We start from the raw sequence: 24,886 nt of genomic DNA, 5'->3' as shown, positions 1-24,886 counted from the left end.
ATCAGGCAAGAAGCCCAATCTCAATACTTGTCAACTTCCTTAAGCAGCTCAGCAACAGGAATATTCATCACTTCTGAATAGTAGATTTTGTAGGAGTAGGAGTTGATTCTGACTTTGCATGCGATTGTTTTTCGCCCCGCTAATACAGTGCTTAAGTCCTTGCTGCTCATCAGCGTTTCACTCGTTGAGTCTTTCACACGATAAAACATGAGATCCGCTTTGAAAGTGGATCCGTCTGCAGGCTTCAGAGGCTCAATCCATCCTTCACCATATTCATTCAGATTGCGCGACTGCGAAAAATCTCTACTCTCCCCCAAAGCACAAAGCAGCGACTGACTTATCTTGGACTTGAAGAGTTTGTCGACATCGACGTCGGACGAAAAACTGACTTGGTAAATGTTTCGATCCAAGTAGCGCTCCACACCCAAATACTCGATTTTTGCAGTAGGTTTTCCGTGGCTGATCGCACATGAAGCACACATCGAAAACATCAAAATCAGAATTAACTTACGCACATTTCCTTCCTTTAAAATGCAACACCACCGATTCCATCAGAACATCTCTGGCTGACAGCCCAGCGCCAAGATCGGCAATATAAATGGCCCATGCATCAGCGTGGTTAACGTCAACCCTGCCATTCATGTTCGGACCGCTCTTCATATCCCACTGTTCTCCGAAATCAGCCACCAGGTCGGAAAAATTCCAGTCCTTGGCATCGGCTCTCACATTCACCCAATATTCAGCCTTAGGCGCGGGCTCTTTTTGATGCTCGCTCGCCCATCCCGTCGTCGTACCCACGTTCTGTCCTCCAAGCGTGAAACCGTCGAGCCGTCGCTTTGGCTGCTCAAGCCGTTGGCACACACGGTGGCGTTGTGTCTGGTGGCGGGCAGTGCGCAGTCACTACGAGATCCTTTTTGAAATGGCGGTCCCATAAAGAGCCCGCCATTGAGTTTCAAGATTTTTAGTCCAGAGGACGGCCAATGCCGTTGCAAACGCTGGGGTTGTTGATATCGAGGTTATTGCTTGCCACACTTTGGTTGCCAAAGATGCCGCAGGCCTGCAAAAACCTGCTGTTACGTCATAGGCAGTTGGCGGAGGGCGCGACCGAACGGATGTCACGGCTGCAGCCGTTGCGGGGTGGTTGCAGATGACAGAAAGGAGAACCCGAGGATGGTGCTTTTGAGGGTCGGGTGATGCTGAAGTCCTGGTAAAAAAGTCTGAATTATTTGTTGTTCTGACGGGCGCCTTCGCGAGCAAGCCCGCTCCCACAGGTTCTTGCGGTGTGACATATATTGCATTAACAACTCTGTCCCCTGTGGGAGCGGGCTTGCTCGCGAAGAGGCCAGACCAGACGACCTCGGAATCAGCTACTGCACCAACTGGTTGATCTCAATGATCGGCAACAACACCGCCATCCCGGTGGCGGCAATCACTTCAGCATCGGATTGCCATCACCTCCTCAGCCTTCGGCAAATTCGCGCAACACCTTGCCATCCATGCGATAGCGCACCCACTCTTCTTGCGGTTGCGCGCCGAGGGATTTGTAGAATTCGATGGCCGGGGTGTTCCAGTCCAGCACGCTCCATTCGAAGCGCCCGCAGTCGTTGTCGCAGGCGATTTTCGCCAGATGCCGCAACAGGGTTTTGCCGGCACCGCCGCCGCGTTGTTCGGGGGTGATGTAGAGGTCTTCGAGGTACAGGCAGTTGCTGCCGAGCCACGTCGAATAGCTGAAGAAGAACACTGCAAAACCGATAGGCACACCGTCACGCAGGCAGATCAGGCCGTGGGCGGTAGCGCCTTCGCTGAACAGGCTGCGCTCGATGTCGGTGACACTCGCAATGACTTCATGGCGGGCCTTTTCGAAATCTGCCAGTTCGGTGATGAAGGCGAGGATTTGCGGCGCATCGCTGGGGGTCGCCGGGCGGATTTCGATCGTCATGAACGGGCCTTGTCGGAAGTTGGAAAGCGCCATACTAAGGCCGGATGCGGCGCTCGTCACATGGCAACACAGAGAATATCCTGCGCCGATATTGCAATGTGTGTGCGGGCTTGCTCGCGAAAGCGCTCTGACAAACAACAATGATGGTGACTGGATTGACGCCTTCGCGAGCAAGCCCGCTCCCACAGGAACTTCGCCAGTCTGAAAGGATGCTCATGAACACTGAGATTTTTATGCCCGTGGAGGCGCTTGCAGCAGCACTGCTGCCCCACGCCCTCGAACCCGGCGACGACGGTGCCCACGACCTCGCGCACCTGCAACGGGTCTGGCACAACGCGCGCACCTTGCAGGCTGACGAAGGTGGCGACCTGGAGGTGTTGCTCGCTGCCGTGCTGCTGCACGATTGCGTGTCCGTGGAAAAAAACTCGCCGCTGCGCTCGCAGGCTTCGCGTCTCGCCGCAGAAAAAGCCGCCAGCGTGCTGGCCGATCTGGACTGGCCCGAAAGCAAAATCAGCGGCGTCACCCACGCCATCGAAGCCCACAGTTTTTCCGCCAACATCACCCCGCTGACCCTCGAAGCGAAACTCGTTCAGGACGCCGACCGGCTCGACTCGCTGGGCATGCTCGGCGTTGCCCGCACCTTCTACGTCGCCGGGCGCATGGGCAGTGCGCTGTATGACCCGCTCGACCCTGAAGCCAAGGAGCGCGACTACGACGACACACGCTTCTGCCTCGACCACTTCCAGACCAAGCTGCTGCACCTCGCCGACGGTTTCCAGACTGGCGCCGGTCAGCGTCTGGCGCAGATCCGCCATCAACGCCTGAAGGGTTTCATGGAGCAGTTCAAGGAAGAAATCGGCCTCGACTGATAATCCTGTGTCTCGACCGTTCGTCGTTCATCAGGCACCAATCCGATTCGAGGGCAGACCAAATACAGGTAAGGATTCCAATCACTGGAGAAGCCCTATGATCCCGTCAAGGTTGACTGCCCTCGTTTTCGCCGCCCTGCTGAGTCCTGCGGTGTTCGCCGCCTCCACCACCGCAGCGGGCACAGGCCCCACCGACCCGGTTCCACCGCCACGCGCGCCCGCCATCAACAGTGCCCCCGGCATGAACACCGATGGCTCCGGCGTACCCTTGATCAACCAGCCACCTGCCACTGGCACCGACCCACGCACCCAAGGCAGTGACCCCGGTCGCCAGGGTGGCATGAACACCCCTGACTCCCCCGCCACACCCGATAACGCCGGCCCCGGCATCGGCTCGAAAACCACCACCGGTGGCTCGGGCTCCGAGGGCGGCAGCCAGTAGTTCGCCGACGCGAGCGTCCTATTCACATCCATGAAGAGGTAACCATGAACGTCGATAAAAACCTGGAAAAAGAAGTCCTCACCCGCCTGCTGCATGCTCATCCAAGCGGACTGGGCAGAGAGGTGCTGGACAATTATCGCGGCGAGAAAGTGGTGGCCAGCGCCCTCGCCTCCCTGCAGGATCGCGGTTTGATCCACCATGGTCATGTGACTTGCAACGAGGCCGGCGAACACTCGTTGAATCTGCCGATCAAGCTCAGTGCGGCTGGCGTCGAAGCGGCGCGCAAGCTGGATCTGCAGTAGACCTCAGGCCGCTCGCTGTCGGTGCGGCGAGCGGCCGAATCTGCACAAAAGAGGAGAAATCCCATGCCTCGTGGAAGCAAAGACAAATACACCGCCGAACAGAAGCGCAAGGCCGAACACATCGAAGACAGCTATGAGAAAAAAGGCTTGTCGAAGGATGCAGCCGAAGCGCGGGCCTGGGCGACGGTCAACAAACAGTCGGGCGGCGGCGAAAAGGCTGGCGGTTCCGGACGCAAGAAACCGGCGAGTGCCAAGTCCGAAGACCGCAAGGAGTCGTCACGACGCGCAGTGGCCAGTCGCGAGGGACATGCGCGTGACAGCAAGGCCTCCCGGGATACTCAGACCGTAGACAGTCTGCGCAAGGAGGCGCGGGCGAAGAACATTGCCGGGCGTTCTTCGATGCGCAAGGATGAGTTGATTGCGGCGTTGCGCAAAGCGGGCTGATCCATATTTTTTGTGCTGAGCCGTATGGCCCCTTCGCGAGCAGGCTCGCTCCCACAAAGGGAACTATGAACGATGCAAATCTCCCTGTGGGAGCGAGCCTGCTCGCGAAAGCGTCAGCTCAGTCGCTGCCGGATCCGCGGATAAACCCATCCACTTCAGCCGCGCCCGGCGCTGTTGCCGGCCCCCATCGTGTCACTGCCAAAGCCGCTGCCGCATTCGCCCGCCGCGCCGCCTCATGGGCGGGCAAACCCTGCGCCAACCCGGCGACGAACACCCCGGCATGGGCATCACCCGCCCCGTTGCTGTCCACGGCTTTTACCGCAAACCCCGGTACATGCCGTCGCTCGCCACGCTGCTGAATCCAGCAACCCTGTGGTCCATCGCGCACCACCATCAGCACATCCTTGGGCAGATGATCCGCCAGCCGATCCAGCGCTTGAGCAATGTCTGCAGCCCCGGTAAAGCGCAACGCCTCGACGCTGTTGCTGGTCCACACATCGATGCGCGGCAGCAGCGCCTGCATCAGCGCCGAGTCCGGCGACTCCACCAACGGCCCCGGATCGAACACCACGTTGATCACCTCCGGCAGCGCCAGCGTCCAGTCCAGCAGCGCCTGCGCCTTGCCTGCGTGCAGCAGGCTGTAACCGCTTACATAAACGTAGTCGCCCGCCTCGGCCGCCACGCTGTTCAAGTCCTCTCCGGTCACCTCACCTTCAGCGCCGATGTAGGAAATGAAACTGCGCTCGGCCGACGCATCGGTCAGCGCCACGCATATCCCGGTATCGCGTTGTGCAGGCATCTGGATGCCGATGTGAATGCCTTCATCCTTCATCGCCTGACGCGCCAGATCACCAAAACGCCCAGTGCCGTGGCGACCGAGATAGACCACCGGCAAACCGTTGCGCACGGCTGCGGCCATCACGTTGAAGCCGCCGCCAGCCTCGAAAGCGGCAGACTGCGCCAGCACATCGCCGCCGATTTGCGGCAGCTGATCCACGGCCATGACCAGGTCGATAATGACCTGGCCGGTGTGCAACATCTTAGGCATGAGCATTCTCGACTTGCGCGGCACGGCGATCTTTCGCCCCGCCAAGGACGAAGTAAATGCCACCGGCCACCACGAAGGTCACGATCCAGCCCAGACCGTTGTGGCCCAGCCACGAGTCGGACAAAAAGCCCTTGAACCAGACGTTCTCGGCGGTGGTGCCGATGGTGGTGAAGCTGAAGCCGAGCACGATGGCAATCGCCCACGCGCCGAACGCGCGCCACTCGATGCCGCCGCGATACCAATAGGCGCTGCTCGGGCTGACGTCGAGCAGGTCTTTGGGGCTGTAGTAGTGACGGTGAATCAGATCGACCACGAAGATCCCGACCCACGCGGTGATCGGCACCGCCAGCAGGGAAATGAAGGTGATGAACGGGCCGTAGAAGCTGTCGGCGATCAGCATGAAGTAGATCGAGCCGGCGAAGATCGCCACGATGTCGACCACCACCGCGTACACGCGTTTGACCTTCAGACCGAGGGTCAGCGTGGTCAGACCGGCGGAGTACACCGAGAGGTTGTTCGACAGCAGCAAGCCACCGAACGCGGTGATCAGGTACGGCACGGCCATCCAGGTCGGCAGCATGTCGCGGATGGCCACGATCGGGTCAGTCGCCGAGGCGAGATCGTTGTTGCCTACCGACAGCAGGCCGCCGAGGGTGATCAGCAGAACCAGCGGAATCCCCGCACCGAACGCCGCCGAGGCGACCAGCCGTACAGCCTTGACGCTGCGGTGCTGATAGCGCGACATGTCCGCACCGGCGTTGGCCCAGCCGATCCCGGTGCCGGCGGCCATGGTGCCGATGCCGATGATCATCGCGCTCAGCGGCGCTGGCGTGGCGTTGAACACCGCGCTCCAGTCGATGGTCGCGCAGAGGAAGCCGCCGACCAGAATGTTCAGCGCGCCGAACACGTAGGTCGCCCACTTCTGGATCACCAGCAAGGTGGCGTGACCGAGGCCGGAAACCGACAGGGTCAGCAGCACGAAAATCGCGATGAAAATCAGGGTCAGCAGCGGTGCACTCTTCGCTTCAACCGGCGAGCCGAACAGGATCGAACACAGCGACAGCAACACGAATGCCGCGGTGGTGGTGTTGACCGTTTCCCAGCCCAGACGCGACATCAGCGAGACCAGCGTCGGGCCGATATTGCCACGCACGCCGAAGATCGCCCGCGACAGGGTCAGACTCGGCGCGCGGCCACGGCGGCCGGCAATCGAGATGATCCCGACCACGGCGAACGAACCGGCGGCGCCGACGATGGCAACGATGATCGCCTGCCAGATCGCCAGCCCGCGAAACGCCACCAGCGTGGCGCCCAATGGCAGGCCGAGAATGGAAATGTTGGCGGCGAACCAGACCCAGAACAGCTGCAGCGGATGGCCGTTGCACTCAGCTTCCGGCACCGGCTCAATGCCGCGGGTTTCCAGTTGCCCGGCGCTTGGCCCGGCGTTTGATGAACTCATGAACAGTGCTCCTGTTTGCCTTTATTGTGGTTGTGGCAATGACTCAAAACGACAAGACATCCCGGCCATCCTCGGCCTGTCTGTGCGATCCATTGCGGGTGAATATTCAAGATTTGCAGTGCGGCCTTCGCGAGCAGGCTCGCTCCCACAGGGGATAGGTGAACGCCATAAATCCAATGTGGGAGCGAGCCTGCTCGCGAAGGCGTCCGCCCGATCAACGCAAGGCCAACAGCCCCTGCACCAACGGCTCAAGCTCCAGATGATTGACAGCCTTCACCGTCTCGATCATCTCGGCAGGCCAGCTCTCAAGGCCCAGGCAGGCCCCGAGCATGGCGCCAAGAATCGCCGCGATGGTGTCAGTGTCGCCGCCAAGGCTGGCGGCCATGCACAACGCTTCGAACGCGCTCATTTCGCCGACCGCCACTTGCTGCGCCAGGGCGAACGACACCACGACCGATTCCTGCGAGGCCACCGACGTGCCGATCACGTCGTACAGCAGATCCGCCAACAGCGCCTTGTCGCTATCGACGCTGATGGTTCGCGCCCAACTGATGCGCGAAGCGATGCGCCCGCCGGCCACCCAGTGACCATGTGCCTCGGCCTGTTGCGCGATCTGCTGACCGAGGTTCAGCGCCTCGCCCAGATCCATGCCGTTGATCCCGGCCGAAACCACCGCCGCCACCGCCGCCGCGCTGGAAATCCCAAGCGTGGTGTTGTGGGTGACCTGACAGGCCTGCACCACGGCTGCGATGAAACGCTCGGGATCAGCGACGTCTGCCGCAATGCCCACCGGAGTGATGCGCATCGCCGCGCCGTTGGTGGTGCCGTAACGCCCGGCCTCCTCCGGCGAATGCCCGGCGAGGATCATTTCAATGGCGCGTTTGGTCGACGGGCCGAGCAGGTCCTGCGACCCCTTGGCCTGCATCTCGGCTTCCCATTCGATCAGCCGTTGGGCGAGGACTGCCGGCTCGATCTGACCCTTGCCTTCGACCAGCAACTGACCGACCAGAATCGCCTGTTCGGTGTCATCGGTGATCGAACCTTTGGGCATGTTGGCGGCGATCGGTTGCAGAGGACCGGCGTCCTGCAGATCAGTGATCCGGCCAAAGCGGGTCTTGATCGTTTCGCGGTTCAACGATTGCGTCGGCATGCCCAGCGCATCACCGAGGGCCAGGCCATAAAACGCACCGAGGGCACGGTTGAGCGCGGTCATTTCGATTCTCCAAATTGCAGGTGCAGGCGGAAATGCACCGGGTCGAGCAGGCTTTCGACCTGCTCCATGAAACGGTTCTGCCGGTCGTAGGTGGTACGCAGGGCCTTGAGGAACACGGTGCCGACCGGGCGCCCGAGCAGTTCGGCGTCTTCGGCATTGAGTGGTTCGGCGCCAATCCACTGATCGCCGCGCTCGCCGATGTAGCCGTAGGCAGCGAGGGTGATGGTCAGCGAGTTGTCGATCAGACCGACCCGCGGCAGGCTTTCCAGGCCGCCGGTGGCCGGCATCAAAGAACGTTCAAGGGACACCAGCGTGCCGTCGTTGGAACGACGACGGCGATCGAGGGTGATGAATTGGTCGGTGCCGAAGCGCGAAAGCAGATCAGGCCGCGTCACCGCTTCCAGGCGCAGCACTTCGGTGTTGATCAGCGCCCCGCTGTCGGCCAACGCCTGCGCCCAGCCGCTGCGCTGATCGAGCGCTACACCGTCGAACGTGACAATGGAGCCGACCCCGCTTTGCGTGGCGATGTAATTGCGCCGCTTCAGTTCGGCCAGCGCTTCGCGCAACGTGCCACGGCTGACGTTGAATTCCTGAGCCAACTGATGCTCGCCGGGCAACAGAAAGCCGTCCTCCATGAGGCCGCTTTCAATGCGCCGGACGAGTTCGTCGACCACCCGTTGTTTCTTGTCAAATCGTACCTGTCTAATCATGTACAAAGTGATAACCGAAACGGGCGCGGGCGAGCAAGGAATTTTTAGGAGAGATGACGGAAGGTCTGGCTCGGCGCGGTCCCCTGTGGGAGCGGGCTTGCTCGCGAAAGCGCTGTGTCAGACGCCGAAAATATTGACTGACACGCCGCATTCGCGAGCAAGCCCGCTCCCACAGGGGGATTGAAGATTACCGTTGTTTGAGGCGATCGATGACGACGGCCAGCAACAGAATCGAACCACGAATCACATACTGATAAAACGTATCAATGTTCTTCAGGTTCATCGCGTTCTCGATGATCGCCAGAATCAGCACCCCGGCAATCACGTGGCGGATCATGCCGATCCCGCCGCTCAGCGACACGCCGCCGAGCACACACGCCGAAATCACCGTCAGCTCGAAACCCTGGCCGATCATCGGCTGCCCGGAGGTCATGCGCGAAGCGAGAATCACCCCGGCCAGCGCACCGATCACGCCGTGCACGGCGAAAATGATGATCTTGGTCCGGTCAACGTTCACCCCGGCGAGCAACGCCGCTTCCTGGTTGCCACCGATGGCCATGGTGTTGCGCCCGTAGGTGGTGTAGTTCAGCAGCCAGCCGAAGAACAGGAAGCAGACGATGGTGATCAGGATCGGCACCGGCACGCCGAACAACTGGCCGTTGCCGAAGACGAAGAACGATTCCTGCGACACGCCCACCGCTTTGCCGTTGGCAAAAATGTAGGCCAGGCCGCGAACGATCTGCATGGTCGCCAGCGTGGTGATCAGCGCGTTGACCCGCAACTTGGCGATCACGATGCCGTTGATCAGCCCGACAATCAGGCCCATCACCAGCGCCGCGCTGACGCCGAGGAACACGCTGTTGGTATCGCGCATCACCACTGCCGCCACCACCCCGGCGCAGGCGATTACCGAACCCACCGACAAGTCGAAGTGCCCCGACGCCAGGCAGTAGAGCATGGTGCACGCGGCAATGCCGGTGGTGGAAATCGCCAGGCCCAGCCCGCGCATGTTCAGCGGCGAGAGGAAGTTGTCGATCAGCAAGGTACAGGCGACGAAGATGCCGATGGCCGCCAGCAGCATGACCCAGTCGTCGAGGAAGCGCCGCAGGTCCAGCGGTTTGCGGGGAGTCGGCAGCGCCTTGTTTTGGATGGTCATCATGTTCACCTCTCAGTTCGCCACGCCGTCAGCGCGATGGCGCGGCAAAGCCAGTTGCAGCAGGTTGGATTCATTGGCCTGGTCGCGGCTGACTTCGCCGCGCAGCGCGCCTTCGCAGAGCACCAGAATGCGGTCGGAAATGCCCATCACCTCCATGAGGTCACTGGACACCACGATCACCGAAATCCCGTCGGCGGCCAGGTTATGGATGATCTGGTAGATCTCGGCCTTGGCGCCGATGTCGATGCCGCGAGTCGGCTCGTCGAGCAGCAGGACCTTCATCGGCATCGACAGCCAGCGACCGAGAATCGCCTTCTGCTGATTGCCGCCGGACAGGAATTTGATCTGCTGACCGGCGTGCGGGGTTTTGACTTTCAGCGCCTTGATCTGCTTGTCGGCGTTGCCCTTCTCCCACAGCCCGCGCAGCAGGCAGCCGAGGCTGGCATTGGCGCCGCGCGCGCTGATGTTGATGTTCTCGGCAACGCTGGCCAGCGGGATGATCCCCTCTTTTTTACGGTCCTCGGGGCACAGCAGGATCCCGGCGGCAATCGCGTCACGCGGCGAGCGCAACTTCAATTCATGCCCGCGCAATTCGAGGCGTCCGGCGGTGTTGCGTTCAAGCCCGCTGAGCAAGCGGAACAGCTCGGTGCGCCCGGCCCCGACCAGGCCGAACAGCCCGAGAATCTCGCCCTTGTGCGCCTCGAAACTCACCGGCTCACGCAGCCCCGGGCCAAGCAGACCGTCGACCTTCAATGCCACCGCGCCGCGTGGACGGCTGCGGTAATCGTAGATGTCCTGAATGTCGCGGCCGACCATGCAGGTCACCAGTTGATCGTGGGTCAACTGGCTCATGTCATCGAAGGTGCGCACGTAACGGCCGTCCTTGAACACCGTCACCGCGTCGCAAATGCGGAACACTTCTTCCATGCGATGCGAGACGTAGAGCACCACTTTGCCTTCGTCCCGCAGGCGACTGATGATCGCCATCAAACGGTCGATTTCGCGCGCCGAGAGGCTGCTGGTCGGCTCATCGAAGGCGATCACATGCGCGCCACGGGACAGCGCCTTGGCGATTTCCACCAGTTGCCGCTGACCGAGCGACAGGCGCCCGACCTTGGTCTGCGGATCGATTTCATCGGCCAGGCCCTTGAGGCAGGCCAAGGCATTCTGGCGCAGGACGCCACGATTGATCAGGCCGAAACTGGCCGGCAGATGACCGAGAAACAGGTTCTCGGCCACGCTCATTTCCGGCACCAGATGCAGCTCCTGGTGAATCACCGCGACGCCGCTGCCGATGCTGTCGGCGGTCGACTTGAACGCCATGGTCTGCTCGCCGATCTGCAACTCGCCGCTGCTCGGAATGTAGGCGCCACCGAGGATTTTCAGCAGGGTCGATTTGCCGGCGCCGTTCTCGCCCATCAAGGCGTGCACCTGCCCTGGATGGGCGACGAAGCTGATGGCGTCCAGCGCCTTGACCCCGGGGAAGGTCTTGCCGATCCCGTTGAAGCGCAGGCTGCCGCCGGCGCTGCTTGAGTGTGTCTGTACTTGCGCGTGCATCTGAGTCACCTCTTCACACCGATCGAGCAGCCATCAATTCCACAGGCCGATTTTTTCCAGCTCTTGCTTGAAGTTCTCGCGGGTGATCAGGGTGACGTCGTCCATCGCCGTGTACTTCGGCGGTTCTTTGCCGGTGGTGACCCACTCGTACATCATCTCGGCAGTCTTGTAGCCTTCGATGTGCGGGCTAGGCAGCATCGAACCGAAGAAACCGCTGTTGGGCTTTTTCAGCTCGCCGATGGCGTCGGTGCCGTTGATGCCGATACCAATCACATTGGCCGCAGCGAACCCGGCGGCTTCGGTGGCGCGGACGCCGCCGAGTACGGTGTTGTCGTTCATGCCGCCGATGATCAGGTTCTTTGCTGCGCTGGGCAGCTTGACCAGCGCCGAGTTGGTGGCGTCCATGCTGCCCGGCACATCGAGGGTTTTCAGCGCGGCGGTCAGGATGTGGTCTTTCGGCAGGCCGGCGTCTTCGAGCGCCTTCATCGAACCGTCGGTGCGCTTCTTGCCGGTGTCGAGTTCGTTGTAGGTGTTGACCACCGCGTAGGTGTCTTTCCAGTCCCAGTTGCGTTTCTTCGCCTCGGCGACCATCGCGTTGCCCTGCTTCTGGCCGACTTCGAACGCGGCCATGCCGAGGTACGGCACGTCCTCCATGAACTTGCCGTTGGCGTCGACGAAACGATCGTCCACGGCAATCACTTTGAGGTCATTGAGTTTGGCTTTGGCCATGATCGCCGGGCCGAGCGAGACATCCGGCGGGCAGATCACGAAGCCCTTGGCACCGTTGGCGGCGAGACTGTCGATGGCCGAGAGGGTTTTCTCACCGTCTGGCACGGCAATCTTGATCAGTTCGAAGCCTTTGTCCTTGGCGGCTTTCTCGGCAAAGGCCCACTCGGTCTGGAACCACGGCTCTTCAGCCTGTTTGACCAGGAAACCGATTTTCACGGCATCGGCAGCGAGCAGCGTACTGCTCAGACTGAACGCGGTGACCGCCAGGGCGGCACTGCACAGGGTACGAATCCCGAAACGACGTTTCATAAGCTGACTCCTTGTTATTTTTTTTGAGCGTTATTTGAAAAACGTTAAAGCCTGGTTTTGCAATGTAGGACAAAAATAGTCATATCGTATGATGATTGGATTTCACGCGGAGTTCACCGCCTGAAACACGATCCACTCAGTCGTGGTACATCACAGAGCGCCCACCATCGATGGTGATGCATGAGGCATTGATGAACGGCGCTTCATCACTGGCCAGAAACACGGCGGTCATCGCCACTTCGAGCGGCTGGCCAATGCGCTTCGGCGGGTGCAGATCGAATGCTCGCTGACGCTCGGCGTGCGGATCGGCAAAACCGTTCCAGTAATCGACGTTGAGTTGCGTCTCGATGTACCCCGGGGCGATGGCGTTGACCCGAACGCCCTTCGCCGCATATTCGATGCCCAGCGCTCGGGTCAGCCCAAGCAGGCCGTGCTTGGCCACCGGATACGGGAAACAGCCGGGAATGATGTGGCTGGAATGGGTCGAGGCGATGTTGATGATGCTGCCGACACCCTGCTCGATCATCTGCGGCAGCACGGCTTTGCAACCGTACCAGGCACCGTCCAGATCGATGGCGAAGCAACGACGCCAGTCTTCTTCGGTCATTTGCAGCGGGTCGCGGAACACGTTGACTCCGGCGCAGTTGACCAGCACGTCGATGCGCCCGTGCAGCTCGATCGCCCGTCTGGCCATGGCATGCAGGTCTTGCTGGCGCGAGACGTCAGCCTTGATCGCCTGCACGTCGTAGCCCTTGTCGCGCCACTGGGCGGCAACCTTCTCGACCTTCTCTGCCTGAATATCGCTGATCACCAGTCTGGCCTGCTGCGAGGCGAACGTGGCAACGATCGCCTCGCCGATGCCTTGAGCGGCACCGGTCAGCAGCACCACCTTGTTTTTCAGACGCTCACCCTTCGGCGGCGCGGGCACCGGCGGCAAGGAAAGAGGTTCAGCCATGGATCAGGACTCCTGTTCGTCAGCACAAAAAAACCGGGCATCTGCCGATGTCCGGTCTGGAAAACTGTGAAAACGAAACAGGCAGGCGCGGCGAGCGACGCCGGTCCGTCGCGAGACGCTGACTCCGCTGAGGAGTGCGATAGAGGTTCGCTGCATCACTTCACCTGTTTTGTTCTTTTTAAGTGTGAGTGCGTGTTACTGCTGGAGCCGACTATAAACCCGACTGCCAAATAATCTCAATATATAATTTTGCATCCCATATTTTGGGATTTAGCCAGCGAAGCGTGTGCAAAGTTTGCCCGGCACATCGACCCTCATCGACAGGACTGCGCCATCCAGTGGATGGTTGCGCGGACTCTGGGCGCTGGTGATGTACAGGGTTTTCAGGTCTTCGCCGCCGAATACGCAACTGGTTGGACGGCTGACAGGCAGATCGATTTTACGGTCGACCTTGCCGTCCGGCGTCAGGCGCAACAGGCAGCTGCCGTCCCAACGCGCGTTCCACACATACCCTTCGGCGTCGACTGCCGAACCATCCGGGCCACCGTTCTGGTCGGGGCCGTACCAGATTTCGGCGTTGCCGAGATTACCGTCGGTGTGAATGAAATAGCGATTGAGCGCCCCGTCGAGGCTGTCGCCGAACAGCAGTCTGGTGCCGTCGTCGCTCCACAACAGCGTGTTGGGAATGCCGAGACCGAGCAGCAATGGAGTGACACGCTGGTCGGGATCAATGCGAAACAAGCCGCCGGAACGACGCTCGATCGGCAGGTCTTCGCCGTTGTCACCGATGTTGTTCTGCATGGTGCCGAGCCACAGTCGGCCTTGGGCGTCGCAGCGTGCTTCGTTGGGTCGATTGCCGGGTTGCGGGTCGGCGATGCAGAACAGCGTGAGGCGTGGTTCGAGGCCCGGGGAATCGAAATCCAGTCGATACACGCCGCTGCTCAATGTCACCAACGCGTCGCCACTGGCACAGGGGATGAACGCGGAAACGTGCTCGGGCATCTGCCAGATCTGCACGTTGTTGCCGATCAGCCGCAGCGCCTGCTTGCCGGCGATATCGACCCAGTACAGCGCCTGGGTCGGGGCGTCCCAGAATGGCCCTTCACCGAGCCTGGCGCGGTGTTGGGTTACGGCGGTCAACGGCATATTGAATCCTTCATGTTGTTGTTCTAACTGTAGGAGTGAGCCTGCTCGCGATAGCGGTGGGTCGGTGACGACGATTGTGACTGACCCACCGCTATCGCGAGCAGGCTCACTCCTACAGGGGAATTTGTGTTGTCAACTGGCTTTTTTGTTGGCCATCACCTGCGGGTAAAAGCGTTTGATCGCCAGGTCGGCGTTGTCGATCAAGGTCATGCAGGCCCAGACCCCGCGTGCTGAATCACGGGCAGCAATGGCGTCGGCCATGTCTTTGTGGATCGGCAAGGTGCGACGCAGTTCATCGGGGTCGGCAGCGGAGACTTCAAACGACACGGCGAGCAAGGCGCCGAGGGCCGGGACCATTTGCTCGATGAACTGGTTGTGGCTGGCCGCCAGAATGCATTCGTGGAAGGACTGGTCGGCACGGTTGTAATCAATGCCGCTGTCGACCGCCCGTTCCAGCGCGTTGTAGGCCAGTTGCACCGCGTGAATCTGCTCCAGGCTGGCGCGCTCGCAGGCCCAGCGCACGGCCATCGGTTCGATGGTGCGGCGCAAGTCGAGCAGGTCATCAACAAAGTTTTCCGGCAGGCCGTTGCGTGAGAGCCAGCCGACGACTTGCGGATCGAACAGGTTCCAGCGCCGTACCGGTAACACGCGAGTGCCAACCTTAGGCCCGACTTCGAGCATGCCTTTGGCGACCAGAGTCTTGATCGCTTCGCGAATCACCGTGCGGCTGACACCCAACTGCTCGCCCAGATCCGCCTCGACCTTGATCGCCTGCCCCGGTTTGACCTGGCCAGCGGCAATCCAGCTGCCCAGCCAATCGACTGTTGACGCATGAAAGCTGCTGGACATGGACACCTCAAAGCTCTTGGCGATGGGTGTCCACGCTAATGATCATATGATTGAGTGTCAAATCAGATTTTCAGGTTGCCCATCAATTAATGCGGGAGGGGGCTTGCTCCCGAAGGCAGTGCAGCAGTCAATACATAGAGTGACTGTCACACCGCCTTCGGGAGCAAGCCCCCTCCCACGTTTGATTCATTGTCAGGGTTCGAGGCCGATCCGGAAGAACTCGCCGCCACTCCATACGCCCAACCAGCGCTGCCCGTCGATTTCGCGACTGACCGCCAGTTCCACCAGTTGGTAAAACACATTGCGGTGAATCAGCGCTTCGAGGTTGGTGCGCACATGCACGTAAGGCGCAGGCTCCTGGGTTATTGGGTCGATCTCGACGCGGATCGGATGTTCCGGCCCGGCCTCAGCAGTCTCTTCAACGTTGGTAGTGAAACGCAGGACCTGCGCTTCGCCCTCGCCTTCGGCTTCCACGGCAATCGCCACGAACGGCGCATCGTCGACTTTGATCCCGACCTTTTCGACCGGGGTAATCAGGAAGTAATCATCGCCGTCGCGGCGGATGATGGTGGAGAACAGCTTGACCATCGGCTTGCGCCCGATCGGCGTGCCCAGGTAATACCAGGTGCCGTCGCGGGCGATGCGCATATCGATGTCGCCGCAGAAGTCCGGGTTCCACAAGTGCACCGGCGGCAGGCCTTTGGTTTTGGGGATCTGCCCCAACAGGTCATTGGCTTTTTGCGGTCCACTCATGGCGTACTCCTTGGTTTATTGGTCGCCGACTCCCAGCAGGCTGCGCGCGTATTGCGCCAGCGGCGGGCCGATCAGGTCTTCCGGCTTGTTATCGTGGAACGTCAGTAAACCGCCACGACTCTTGATCCGTGCAGTATCAATCAAATACTGGGTGCTGGTCTCGATCAACATGATCTGAATCACCCCGCCATCGATGCCGAGGCGATCCACGGCCTCCTGATCGAGCCATTCGTCAGAGTTACCGATACGGTCGTCAGCCTTGGCGAAACGGGTGTACAGCAGGTAGTGCGCGCCGGCATCGCGGGCTTCGCCCATCGCCTGATCGAGGCCTTCAGGGGCACGCGCGCGGCGGACCATCGGGAAGTATTCGACAAAACCCTTGAACGCTTCTTCTGCCACCACGTTCGGGCGCGGATAGGAGCCACCCGGCGGTGCAAATGCGCCCTGAGCGATGTAGATGAACGAATCCGGCTGAATGCGGAAGTTGTTCACCCGACGGCTGTCGCTGTGATCCAGCAGCCCCGCGTCGCTCATCTGATAGCGAGTGCCTTCGGCCATATCGCTGACAGTCATACAGCCGCCGAGCGCCAAAACGGCCAGCAGCAAAACCAGGCTACGCATCCTCATCCTCCAGAAGCCGGTGACGGAAAACCGGCGAATGGCCGTTGGATGCAGCTTTTGCGCCAGCTCAGGATCTTTGTCGAATGATGAGTTGCTTTCGCGAGCAGGCTCGCTCCCACAGGATTGCGCAAATCAATGTGGGAGCGAGCCTGCTCGCGAAAAATAGAGATCAACCGCCGATGATCTTCATGATTGTCGCGCCACCGGAGAACGCCACTTCCTGCTTGTCGCCCAACGCCTTGACCAACAGACGCTGCAACGCCGGCAACGCCTGATGGCGAGGCTTGTCGAGCAGATCACCGACATAGTGGCGGTTGCTCGACGACAGGCAGCCATGCAGCCAGCCGGTCGACGACAGACGCAAACGCGAACAGGTTCTGCAGAACGGCACGCTTTCGTTGGCGATCACGCCGAAATGGCCGCGGCCCGGTATCGCATAGCGCACGGCCGTGGCATCCACCGGCGCATCTGCCTGGGCGTACTCGTAGCGCTCGCCGATCAGGCTCAGCAGTTGCTGCAGGCTGACGAACTGTTGCAGGAAGGCGTTGGAGTCGGTGGCGAGGTGGCCCATGCGCATCAACTCGATGAAACGCAACTCATAGCCCCGTTCCAGGCAGTAATCGAGCAGCGGCATCACCTGATCCAGGTTCTGCCCACGCAACGGCACCATGTTGACCTTGATCTTCAGTCCCGCCGCTTTCGCCTGGTCCATGCCATCGAGCACGGTCGCCAGATCGCCGCCACGGGCAATGCTGCGGAACGCACCGGCATCCAGGGTATCGAGAGAAACGTTGATCCGGCGCAGGCCGGCATCCACCAGCAGCGGCAGCTTCTTCGCCAGGAGTTGACCGTTGGTGGTCAGGCTGATGTCTTCCAGGCCCATCTTGCCGACGGCGCTCATGAAAGATTCGAGTTTGGGGCTGACCAGCGGCTCGCCACCGGTGATGCGCAAGCGCTCGATGCCGGCGGCTTCGATCAGATAAGCCACGCCGCGGGCCATGGCCTCGGCCGACAGTTCATCCTGCGCAGCCACCAGCCGCTTGCCGTTGGGCACGCAGTAGGTACAGGCGTAATTGCAGGCTGAAGTCAGGCTGATGCGCAAATTGCGAAAACGCCTGCCTTGACGGTCAACGATCATGATCACTCCGGCGATAGAATTTCGAGCCGCTAAAACTTGACTCACAAATCAAGTTTTAGCAAGCCCTATGCCTGAGTATATTCCTGCGGTACTGCGTCATGTAGCGAAATCATGGCGCAATAAGGCCGCTGAATGATTCAGCTGCTCGGTGTTTCCGGGTCGCGCTTGCGCTTGTTGCCCATGCGCACGCCGATGTCCATCAGGAACTGGAAGAAACCTTCCTGATCTTCCAGCACATTGCTCCAGAACGGCGAGTGATACAGCGCCACCGCGCCGTGCACCAGCGCCCAGGACGCGCAGTAGTGGAAGTATGGCGGCACGTCTTCGAGCTTGCCTTCGCTGATCCGGCCTTTGATGAGCAGGGTCAGGCGTTCGAAGTTCGAGGCACGGATCTTGTGCAGCTCCTCGACCATTTCCGGCACCTGATTGCCTTTTACCACCTTCTCTTCGAGACGGTCGAACAGGCGGTAGCGCTGCGGGTCGCGCATGCGGAATTCGAAGTAGGCACGGGACAGCGCTTCCTTGTCCTTGTCGACATCGGCCGAATGCAGCAGCTCGTTCAAATCACGCTCGTAATCGAGCATCAGGCGCAGATAGATCTCGGCCTTGGATTTGAAATGCTTGTAGATCGTGCCTTTGCCGATACCCACGGCATCAGCAATCATCTCGACGGTGACACTGTCTTCACCTTGTTCGAGGAACAGCTTGAGCGCGGTATCGAGAATTTCTTGCTCGCGGCGACGAAACTCACGGACCTTACGAGGTTCTTTGTGCATAAGAAAAGGTCTGTAGGGGTCAAAATTCGAAGCCGCGTATTATGCCTAACTTGCACAAAAATGCACGGATCATCCGACCATATCTGCGTTTCTTGTTCATTTTGCGAACGCCAGGGGTGCAATGAGAACTCAACTGAAGCGCACGTATTCCAAATTTGTTTAAAAACCTCGACCGGCTAACTGGACTGAACGCCAGACTGATCAATACTTGAACTGTCGGGCGGCATCTCCCCCAAGTGCCGTGCCGGTAAAGGTACCAAGGGACCGCGTGCCTTTGTTTTACTCCTAATGGTCTTAACCCGGATTCACCCCCCAGAACCCGGGTTTTTTTTGCCTGCGATTTGGCGGTGACCTACATGGCAGATTTGACAGAGGCCAGCGGAAACAGGCGCTTGAAGTTCTCGGTGGTCTGCTCGGCAAACCGCTCGTAGCTCTCCCCACGCAGCATCGCCAGAAACTCCGCCACCTCACGCACATACTGCGGCAGGTTCGGCTTGCCGCGATAAGGGATCGGCGCCAGATACGGCGAGTCGGTCTCCACCAGCAAGCGATCGGCCGGCACTTTGCTCGCCACATCACGCAGGGCGTCGGCATTGCGGAAGGTGACGATGCCCGACAGGGAAATGTAGTAGCCCATGTCCAGCGCGGCTTTGGCCATGTCCCAGTCTTCGGTGAAGCAATGCAGCACACCGGCCTGGGGCAATGCCGCTTCACGCAGCAGCTTGAGGGTATCGGCACGGGCGCCGCGGGTGTGGATGATCACCGGCTTACCAGTCTGCTGTGCGGCTTGCAGGTGCAGGCGGAAGGATGCCTGCTGCAGCTCGGCGGCTTCCGGTTCGTAGTGATAATCCAGACCGGTTTCACCGATCGCCACCACTTTCGGGTGATTGAGTTCGTGCAGCAGCCAGTCAAGTGCAGGCGCCGCGCCCGGTTGCACATCCAATGGGTGCACACCAACCGAGCAATCGACGTCGTCGTAGCGCTCGGCGAGGGCTTTGACGTCGGCGGCGTTATCGGCACTCACGCCGATACACAGGAAGTGTCCTACCCCTCGCTGGCGAGCCGCATCGAGTGCAGCATCCAGCGAACCGTCATGGGCGGCGAGGTCGAGGCGATCAAGGTGACAATGGGAATCTACGAGCATAAAAAAGACGGCTACTTACATCGTATGAGTGGGACGGTCGGATTTCAGTGCTCCGGCCAGATGGGTTTCAATTCGACTGCGGGCGGTGTTGTCGCCTTCATTGAACTGCACGCCGACACCGGCGGCACGATTGCCTTGCGCACCTTTGGGGGTGATCCAGGCGACCTTGCCGGCCACCGGAATCTTCTCCGCCTCGTCCATCAGGTTCAGCAGCATGAACACCTCGTCGCCCAACTTGTAGCTCTTGTTGGTCGGGATGAACAGGCCACCGTTCTTGATGAACGGCATGTAGGCGGCGTAAAGCACCGATTTGTCCTTGATCGTCAGGGACAGGATGCCGTTGCGCGGCCCGGGGCTGATGGCTTCATTCATGTTGACCTCCACTGCTGATGTTCAGAGTCTAGGTACACATTCTTATCTTTGACCAGGCAATCCCGCCCATTGCACCAACAACGCTTCCAGCAGCAGTGCCGGGTTGAGGTTGGCTTTGCTCAGGACTTTCTGCCGTTGGGCGAGAATCCAGTCCTGAATATCGAGGACTTTGCCTTGGGCGCTTTTCTGCGCCAGGTACTGCACGACTTTACGCATGTCGCTCAGACCGAGGCCGGCTTCATCCTGGGTCAGTTGGTAGCGCAGGATCAGGCTCGACCAGTCACAGAACCAGTCGAACAGGCGCAGCATCGGAATGCTTTTCCACTCTTCGGCCAGTTGCGTCGGCGATTGCTGCTGTTTGAGCAGCTTCTTCACCCCTTCGACCACCTGCGCCCGCTGTTCACGCACGCCCTGGGACTGCAGGCTGACTGCCGCCAACGGCGAACCAGCCGCTAGCGTCAGCAATTCGACGCGTTCCTCTTCGGAACACTCCGGCAGCGCTTGCGCCAGCCACTGCAGGCTCATGGCCTCGCCCGGCAGCGGACATGCCTGCTGTACACAGCGGCTCTTGATCGTCGGCAGCAAACGGCTCGGCTGGTGGCTGACCAGCAACAGCACGGTATCGCCGGACGGCTCTTCGAGGCTCTTGAGCAAAGCGTTGGCGGCGTTGATGTTCATCGACTCCACCGGCTCGATCAGCACCACCTTGCGCCCGCCCAGTTGCGCGGTCTGCACCACGAAACTGACCAGATCACGGACCTGGTCGACCTTGATCGCCTTGTCGGCTTCTTCCGGCTCAAGGATGTAATTGTCCGGATGGCTGCCGGCCTTGAGCAACAGGCAGGATTTGCACTCACCGCACGCCTCGGGGGTCGGACGCTGACACAGCAGGCTGGCCATCAGGCGCTCGGCCAACGCGCGCTTGCCGATCCCGGCCGGACCGTGCAGCAAGTACGCGTGGGCGTGCTGGCTACGTCCGGCCAGTTGCTGCCAGAGGCTGTCCTGCCATGGATAGGCCTCAGCCACGAATCAGCTCCAGCAAGTTCGGAATCAAGGTATCCAGCGCTTGCTGAACCTTGACCAATGGCTGACCGGCATCGATGCGCACATAGCGCGCCGGATCAGCCTCGGCGCGTTGCAGAAACGCATTGCGTACCGCTTCGAAAAACGCCCGTCCTTCCAGTTCAAATCGATCCAGACGGCCACGGGCACTGGCGCGGGCCAGGCCGATTTCCACCGGCAGATCGAAAATCAGCGTCAGATCCGGACGCAGGTCGCCCTGAACGAACGTCTCCAGCGCAGCAATGCGTTCCAGCGACAAACCACGACCTCCGCCCTGATAGGCGTAAGTCGAGTCGGTGAAACGATCGCACAACACCACCGCGCCGCGCGCCAGCGCCGGACGGATCACTTCGGCCAGATGCTGGGCGCGCGCGGCGAACACCAGCAACAGCTCGGTATCGGGGTTCATGACTTCATCGGCCGGGGCCAGCAGCACATCGCGAATGCGCTCGGCGAGTGGCGTACCGCCGGGCTCGCGGGTCAGTACCACTTCGATACCTTCGGCGCGCAGACGCTCGGCGAGGTATTCGCGGTTGGTGCTCTTGCCGGCGCCTTCCGGGCCTTCCAGGGTAATAAACAAGCCAGTCACAGGCAGTCCTTAATCAAAGTCATTGCGCGTTTTGCGGTGCGGTCGTCGCGGGTTCGGCAGCAGGAGCCGGCGTCGGTGCGGGTTCCTGAGCGGGAACCTGCGGCAGCGCTTCAGGCGCGGTATCCGGGGACGCCGCAGGAGTCGCCTCCTCGGTCGCCGAAGCCGGAACAGCCGGCGCATTCACCGGGGCCGGGCTGGAGCGGTAATCGGCGCGGCGCTTGAGCTGGAACTCGCGCACTGCACTGTTGTGCGCATCAAGGTCATCAGAGAACACATGGCTACCATCGCCACGGGCGACGAAATACAGGCTGTTGCCTTCCACCGGATTGAGCGCGGCGTGAATCGCCTCGCGGCCGACCATGGCAATCGGCGTCGGCGGCAATCCGGGAATCACATAGGTGTTGTAGGGCGTCGGCTCCTTGAGATGAGCACGGGTCAACTTGCCGGTGTAGCGATCGCCCAGGCCGTAGATCACGGTCGGGTCGGTTTGCAACTGCATGCCCAGCGCCATGCGGCGCACGAACACGCCGGCAATCTGCCCACGCTCCTGCGGCACACCGGTTTCCTTCTCTACCAGCGAGGCCATGATCAGCGCCTGATATGGCTCGCTGTACGGCGCATCAGCGGAGCGGTTCTCCCACTCCTTGGACAACACCTCGTCGAGGCGGTCGAAGGCTTTCTTCAGCAATTCGACGTCGGAAACACCGCGCACAAAGCGGTAGGTATCCGGGAAGAATCGCCCTTCCGGGAACAGCCCGCGATGGCCGATTTTCTCCATCACTTCGCTGTCGCTCAAGCCCTTGAGGGTCTGCTCGATCTTTTCGTCTTTTGCCAGCGCGGCACGGACCTGGTGGAAATTCCAGCCCTCGACCAGTGTCAGGCTGTACTGCACCACTTCGCCGCGCTTCCACAGGTCGATCAGACCGTTGACAGTCATGCCCGGCTGCATGCGGTATTCGCCGGTATGGATCGGTGTGCCGGCCAGATTGAAGCGCCAGTAGATGCGCAACCAGAAGGCGTCCTTGATGACCCCATCGGTTTCAAGTTCAAGAAAGGTACGGGTCGGCGTCGAGCCTTTCGGCACATCCAGCAGTTCTTCCTGCGTGATGTTCAGGGGCTGTTCCAGCGCCGAATGAATTTTCCAGGCGCTGGCGCCCATCAGCAGCCCTGCCAGAACCAGTCCGGTTTCCAGCAGCAGCAAGAGTTTACGTCTCACGAATCAGGCATCCAGTAGCGCACGGGCAATGGTTTGCAGTTTACGGGTGAGCGGGCCAACCGGCCAGCTCAGTGCAGCGTAGGCGCGTACCGGCCAGACGCCATACACGCTGTTGCACATAAAGACTTCATCAGCCCATTGCAGCTGTTCGAGGCTGATGTCGGTGATTTGGATAGGGATGGCCAATGACTCGGCCTGAAACAATATTTCAGCACGCATCACACCGGCCACGCCACAGCGCTTCAGATCCGGGGTGATCAGTACGCCGTCGCGCACCAGAAACAGGTTGCTGAATACGCCTTCGATGACGCGCCCGGCCTGATCAAGCATCAAGCCTTCGGCATGTTCGCCATCGTGCCATTCGGCGCGGGCGAGCACTTGCTCCAGACGATTCAGATGCTTGAGACCGGCCAGCAACGGCTGGTTGGATAACCGCGTGACGCAGGGAAACAGGCGCACGCCCTGCTCGCCATGCACGGCAGGATAAGCCGCAGGCGGACTGCCTTGCAGAATGCGTCGGCCCTGCGCCGCAGGATCGGGCGCGTAGCCACGCAAGCCGTCACCACGGGTGAGAATGAGCTTGAGCACGCCCTCGCCCATTGCCGCGGCATAAGCCAGTAGCTCGCTGCGAACCCGCTCGATATCCCCGGCGATGGCCAGACGCGAGCAGCCCTCGGCCAAACGCGTCAGGTGACGATCCAGCAATACCGGCTGGCCGCCGTGCACGGCAATGGTCTCGAACAGACCATCACCGTAAGCCAGGCCGCGATCTTTCAGCGACAGAGCGTCAGCCGGTTGACCGTCGACCCAGCTGTCCATCAACCGGCGAACCGGCGGAATGCCAACGTGCCGTTGGTGCCGCCAAACCCGAAGGAGTTGGACAGTACGACGTCGATGTCCATGTTGCGCGCAGTGTGCGGCACGAAATCGAGATCGCAGCCTTCATCCGGCTCATCGAGGTTGATGGTCGGCGGTGCCACCTGACTGTTGATCGCCAGTACGCTGAAGATCGCCTCGACCGCGCCCGCCGCACCCAACAGGTGACCGGTCATGGACTTGGTGGAGCTGACCGCCAGGTTGTAGGCGTGCTCACCGAACACGGTCTTGATCGCGTTGGCTTCGGCAAGGTCGCCGGCCGGGGTCGAAGTACCGTGGGCGTTGATGTACTGCACCTGGTCGATGTTGATCTTCGCATCGCGCAGCGCATTGGTGATGCAGCGGGCTGCACCGGCGCCATCAGCGGGTGGCGACGTCATGTGGAACGCATCGCCACTGGTGCCGAAGCCGATCAGCTCGGCGTAGATCGTGGCGCCACGGGCCTTGGCGTGCTCGAGTTCTTCGAGTACCAGCGCACCGGCACCGTCAGACAGCACGAAGCCATCACGACCCTTGTCCCATGGACGACTGGCGCGAGTCGGCTCGTCGTTGCGGGTCGACAGCGCACGGGACGCGCCGAAGCCGCCCATGCCCAGACCGCACGCGGCCATCTCGGCACCACCGGCGATCATTACGTCGGCTTCGTCGTACATGATGTTGCGCGCGGCCATGCCAATGCAGTGCGTACCGGTGGTACAAGCAGTGGAAATGGCGTAGTTCGGCCCCTGTGCACCCAGGTGGATGGACAGAAAACCGGAAATCATATTGATGATCGAGCCTGGCACGAAGAATGGCGAAATTCGACGCGGGCCCGTCTCATGCAGGGTACGGCTGGTTTCTTCGATGTTGGTCAGACCGCCGATGCCCGAGCCCATGGCCACGCCAATGCGCTCACGGTTGGCGTCGGTGACTTCCAGACCGGCGTTGCGAACAGCCTGAAAACCCGCGGCCAGACCGTACTGAATGAACAGGTCGAGCTTGCGTGCTTCCTTGACCGACAGGTATTCCTCGACATTGAAGCCCTTTACCGAGCCGCCAAAACGGGTGGAATAGGCAGAAAGGTCGGTGTGTTCGATCAGACCAATGCCACTGCGGCCAGCCAGAATGCCCTGCCAACTGCTCGGCACATCCGTGCCCAGTGGCGACAACATACCCATACCGGTGACTACGACGCGTCTACGCGACACAGCACTCTCCTTTTTCAAATGACGA

28 protein-coding genes and 1 pseudogene are annotated in these 24,886 nt (G+C 60.6%); 5 read left to right on the top strand and 24 right to left on the bottom strand.

The genetic code is table 11. The annotated features are described in order from the left end of the window. Positions 1 to 20 precede the first annotated feature (20 nt). The 3 genes from H043_RS29125 to H043_RS0114000 form a co-directional block, all read right to left on the bottom strand. The gene (locus H043_RS29125; RefSeq protein WP_049827881.1) at positions 21 to 515 is read right to left on the bottom strand and encodes a hypothetical protein; all 495 of its coding nucleotides are present in this window, start codon (positions 513 to 515) and stop codon (positions 21 to 23) included. Beyond that, complete coding sequence (locus H043_RS0114005) at positions 508 to 798, bottom strand: hypothetical protein (protein WP_027612380.1); 291 nt, start codon at positions 796 to 798, stop codon at positions 508 to 510. The genes H043_RS29125 and H043_RS0114005 overlap by 8 nt, the downstream gene beginning before the upstream one ends. A 661-nt stretch (positions 799 to 1,459) precedes the next feature. Beyond that, positions 1,460 to 1,939 (bottom strand): GNAT family N-acetyltransferase, encoded by a 480-nt coding sequence (locus tag H043_RS0114000; protein WP_007961964.1) that lies wholly within the window; start codon positions 1,937 to 1,939, stop codon positions 1,460 to 1,462. A 215-nt stretch (positions 1,940 to 2,154) separates the two neighbouring features. On the opposite strand from H043_RS0114000, the gene H043_RS0113995 reads away from it, so the two are divergent. The 4 genes from H043_RS0113995 (at position 2,155) to H043_RS0113980 (ending at position 3,996) form a co-directional block, all read left to right on the top strand. Next, positions 2,155 to 2,808, top strand: coding sequence for an HD domain-containing protein (locus H043_RS0113995; RefSeq protein WP_027612379.1), 654 nt, complete (start codon positions 2,155 to 2,157; stop codon positions 2,806 to 2,808). A gap of 97 nt (positions 2,809 to 2,905) precedes the next feature. Continuing rightward, positions 2,906 to 3,250 (top strand): hypothetical protein, encoded by a 345-nt coding sequence (locus H043_RS0113990; protein ID WP_027612378.1) that lies wholly within the window; start codon positions 2,906 to 2,908, stop codon positions 3,248 to 3,250. Positions 3,251 to 3,294: 44 nt separating this feature from the next. Continuing rightward, a complete protein-coding gene (locus tag H043_RS0113985) occupies positions 3,295 to 3,552 on the top strand; it encodes a hypothetical protein (RefSeq protein WP_027612377.1) in 258 nt (85 codons plus the stop codon). 63 nt (positions 3,553 to 3,615) lie between these two features. Then, on the top strand, positions 3,616 to 3,996 hold the full coding sequence (locus H043_RS0113980) for a Rho termination factor N-terminal domain-containing protein (protein ID WP_027612376.1): 381 nt from the start codon (positions 3,616 to 3,618) through the stop codon (positions 3,994 to 3,996). A gap of 118 nt (positions 3,997 to 4,114) precedes the next feature. Here the strand turns inward: H043_RS0113980 and H043_RS0113975 are convergent, their stop codons facing one another. The 4 genes from H043_RS0113975 to H043_RS0113960 form a co-directional block, all read right to left on the bottom strand. Further along, complete coding sequence (locus tag H043_RS0113975; RefSeq protein WP_027612375.1) at positions 4,115 to 5,044, bottom strand: PfkB family carbohydrate kinase; 930 nt, start codon at positions 5,042 to 5,044, stop codon at positions 4,115 to 4,117. After that, the gene (locus tag H043_RS0113970) at positions 5,037 to 6,503 is read right to left on the bottom strand and encodes a cytosine permease (protein WP_027612374.1); all 1,467 of its coding nucleotides are present in this window, start codon (positions 6,501 to 6,503) and stop codon (positions 5,037 to 5,039) included. The genes H043_RS0113975 and H043_RS0113970 overlap by 8 nt, the downstream gene beginning before the upstream one ends. A 214-nt stretch (positions 6,504 to 6,717) precedes the next feature. Continuing rightward, positions 6,718 to 7,716: an ADP-ribosylglycohydrolase family protein gene (locus H043_RS0113965; protein ID WP_027612373.1), complete on the bottom strand. Its 999-nt coding sequence runs from the start codon at positions 7,714 to 7,716 to the stop codon at positions 6,718 to 6,720. After that, entirely contained in the window at positions 7,713 to 8,426 is a 714-nt protein-coding gene (locus tag H043_RS0113960; protein ID WP_027612372.1) for a GntR family transcriptional regulator, read from the bottom strand. The genes H043_RS0113965 and H043_RS0113960 overlap by 4 nt, the downstream gene beginning before the upstream one ends. A 40-nt stretch (positions 8,427 to 8,466) precedes the next feature. On the opposite strand from H043_RS0113960, the pseudogene H043_RS30695 reads away from it, so the two are divergent. Then, positions 8,467 to 8,601 (top strand): annotated as a pseudogene (locus H043_RS30695) (metal ABC transporter ATP-binding protein); the annotation flags it as partial. Positions 8,602 to 8,613: 12 nt separating this feature from the next. On the opposite strand, the gene araH reads toward H043_RS30695, so the two are convergent. The 17 genes from araH to fabF form a co-directional block, all read right to left on the bottom strand. Further along, complete coding sequence (gene araH / locus H043_RS0113955; RefSeq protein ID WP_027612371.1) at positions 8,614 to 9,582, bottom strand: L-arabinose ABC transporter permease AraH; 969 nt, start codon at positions 9,580 to 9,582, stop codon at positions 8,614 to 8,616. A gap of 12 nt (positions 9,583 to 9,594) precedes the next feature. After that, complete coding sequence (gene araG, locus H043_RS0113950) at positions 9,595 to 11,139, bottom strand: L-arabinose ABC transporter ATP-binding protein AraG (RefSeq protein WP_027612370.1); 1,545 nt, start codon at positions 11,137 to 11,139, stop codon at positions 9,595 to 9,597. Positions 11,140 to 11,172: 33 nt separating this feature from the next. Continuing rightward, entirely contained in the window at positions 11,173 to 12,177 is a 1,005-nt protein-coding gene (locus H043_RS0113945; RefSeq protein WP_027612369.1) for a substrate-binding domain-containing protein, read from the bottom strand. A 136-nt stretch (positions 12,178 to 12,313) separates the two neighbouring features. Next, positions 12,314 to 13,132 (bottom strand): SDR family oxidoreductase, encoded by an 819-nt coding sequence (locus H043_RS0113940; protein WP_027612368.1) that lies wholly within the window; start codon positions 13,130 to 13,132, stop codon positions 12,314 to 12,316. A gap of 270 nt (positions 13,133 to 13,402) precedes the next feature. Next, a complete protein-coding gene (locus tag H043_RS0113935; RefSeq protein ID WP_027612367.1) occupies positions 13,403 to 14,278 on the bottom strand; it encodes an SMP-30/gluconolactonase/LRE family protein in 876 nt (291 codons plus the stop codon). A 132-nt stretch (positions 14,279 to 14,410) separates the two neighbouring features. Beyond that, positions 14,411 to 15,127 carry a FadR/GntR family transcriptional regulator gene (locus H043_RS0113930; RefSeq protein ID WP_027612366.1) on the bottom strand — a complete coding sequence of 239 codons (717 nt, stop codon included), beginning with the start codon at positions 15,125 to 15,127 and terminating at the stop codon, positions 14,411 to 14,413. A gap of 192 nt (positions 15,128 to 15,319) precedes the next feature. Further along, positions 15,320 to 15,880 (bottom strand): DUF1285 domain-containing protein, encoded by a 561-nt coding sequence (locus tag H043_RS0113925; RefSeq protein WP_027612365.1) that lies wholly within the window; start codon positions 15,878 to 15,880, stop codon positions 15,320 to 15,322. Between the two features lie 15 nt (positions 15,881 to 15,895). Beyond that, entirely contained in the window at positions 15,896 to 16,501 is a 606-nt protein-coding gene (locus H043_RS0113920) for a DUF4823 domain-containing protein (protein ID WP_007967613.1), read from the bottom strand. A gap of 169 nt (positions 16,502 to 16,670) precedes the next feature. Further along, positions 16,671 to 17,639 carry a GTP 3',8-cyclase MoaA gene (locus H043_RS0113915; RefSeq protein ID WP_027612364.1) on the bottom strand — a complete coding sequence of 323 codons (969 nt, stop codon included), beginning with the start codon at positions 17,637 to 17,639 and terminating at the stop codon, positions 16,671 to 16,673. Positions 17,640 to 17,776: 137 nt separating this feature from the next. Further along, on the bottom strand, positions 17,777 to 18,415 hold the full coding sequence (locus H043_RS0113910) for a TetR/AcrR family transcriptional regulator (RefSeq protein WP_007950805.1): 639 nt from the start codon (positions 18,413 to 18,415) through the stop codon (positions 17,777 to 17,779). Positions 18,416 to 18,767: 352 nt separating this feature from the next. Beyond that, positions 18,768 to 19,559 carry a TatD family hydrolase gene (locus tag H043_RS0113905; protein ID WP_027612363.1) on the bottom strand — a complete coding sequence of 264 codons (792 nt, stop codon included), beginning with the start codon at positions 19,557 to 19,559 and terminating at the stop codon, positions 18,768 to 18,770. Between the two features lie 15 nt (positions 19,560 to 19,574). After that, the gene (locus H043_RS0113900) at positions 19,575 to 19,931 is read right to left on the bottom strand and encodes a PilZ domain-containing protein (RefSeq protein ID WP_027612362.1); all 357 of its coding nucleotides are present in this window, start codon (positions 19,929 to 19,931) and stop codon (positions 19,575 to 19,577) included. Positions 19,932 to 19,973: 42 nt separating this feature from the next. Continuing rightward, positions 19,974 to 20,957: a DNA polymerase III subunit delta' gene (locus H043_RS0113895; protein ID WP_027612361.1), complete on the bottom strand. Its 984-nt coding sequence runs from the start codon at positions 20,955 to 20,957 to the stop codon at positions 19,974 to 19,976. Beyond that, on the bottom strand, positions 20,950 to 21,582 hold the full coding sequence (gene tmk, locus H043_RS0113890) for a dTMP kinase (protein WP_027612360.1): 633 nt from the start codon (positions 21,580 to 21,582) through the stop codon (positions 20,950 to 20,952). The genes H043_RS0113895 and tmk overlap by 8 nt, the downstream gene beginning before the upstream one ends. Positions 21,583 to 21,601: 19 nt before the next feature. After that, the gene (gene mltG, locus H043_RS0113885) at positions 21,602 to 22,798 is read right to left on the bottom strand and encodes an endolytic transglycosylase MltG (RefSeq protein WP_027612359.1); all 1,197 of its coding nucleotides are present in this window, start codon (positions 22,796 to 22,798) and stop codon (positions 21,602 to 21,604) included. 3 nt (positions 22,799 to 22,801) lie between these two features. Continuing rightward, positions 22,802 to 23,617, bottom strand: a complete 816-nt coding sequence (gene pabC, locus H043_RS0113880; RefSeq protein WP_027612358.1) for an aminodeoxychorismate lyase — start codon at positions 23,615 to 23,617, stop codon at positions 22,802 to 22,804. Further along, the gene (fabF, locus tag H043_RS0113875) at positions 23,617 to 24,861 is read right to left on the bottom strand and encodes a beta-ketoacyl-ACP synthase II (RefSeq protein ID WP_027612357.1); all 1,245 of its coding nucleotides are present in this window, start codon (positions 24,859 to 24,861) and stop codon (positions 23,617 to 23,619) included. Before fabF ends, pabC begins: the two co-directional genes overlap by 1 nt. Positions 24,862 to 24,886: the final 25 nt, after the last annotated feature.

Source organism: Pseudomonas sp. URIL14HWK12:I6 (assembly GCF_000514195.1).
In the GTDB taxonomy this organism is placed as follows: domain Bacteria; phylum Pseudomonadota; class Gammaproteobacteria; order Pseudomonadales; family Pseudomonadaceae; genus Aquipseudomonas; species Aquipseudomonas putida_A.
The sequence above is the reverse complement of the archived record's forward strand: the minus strand, read 5'-3'. Positions and strand labels throughout refer to the sequence as shown.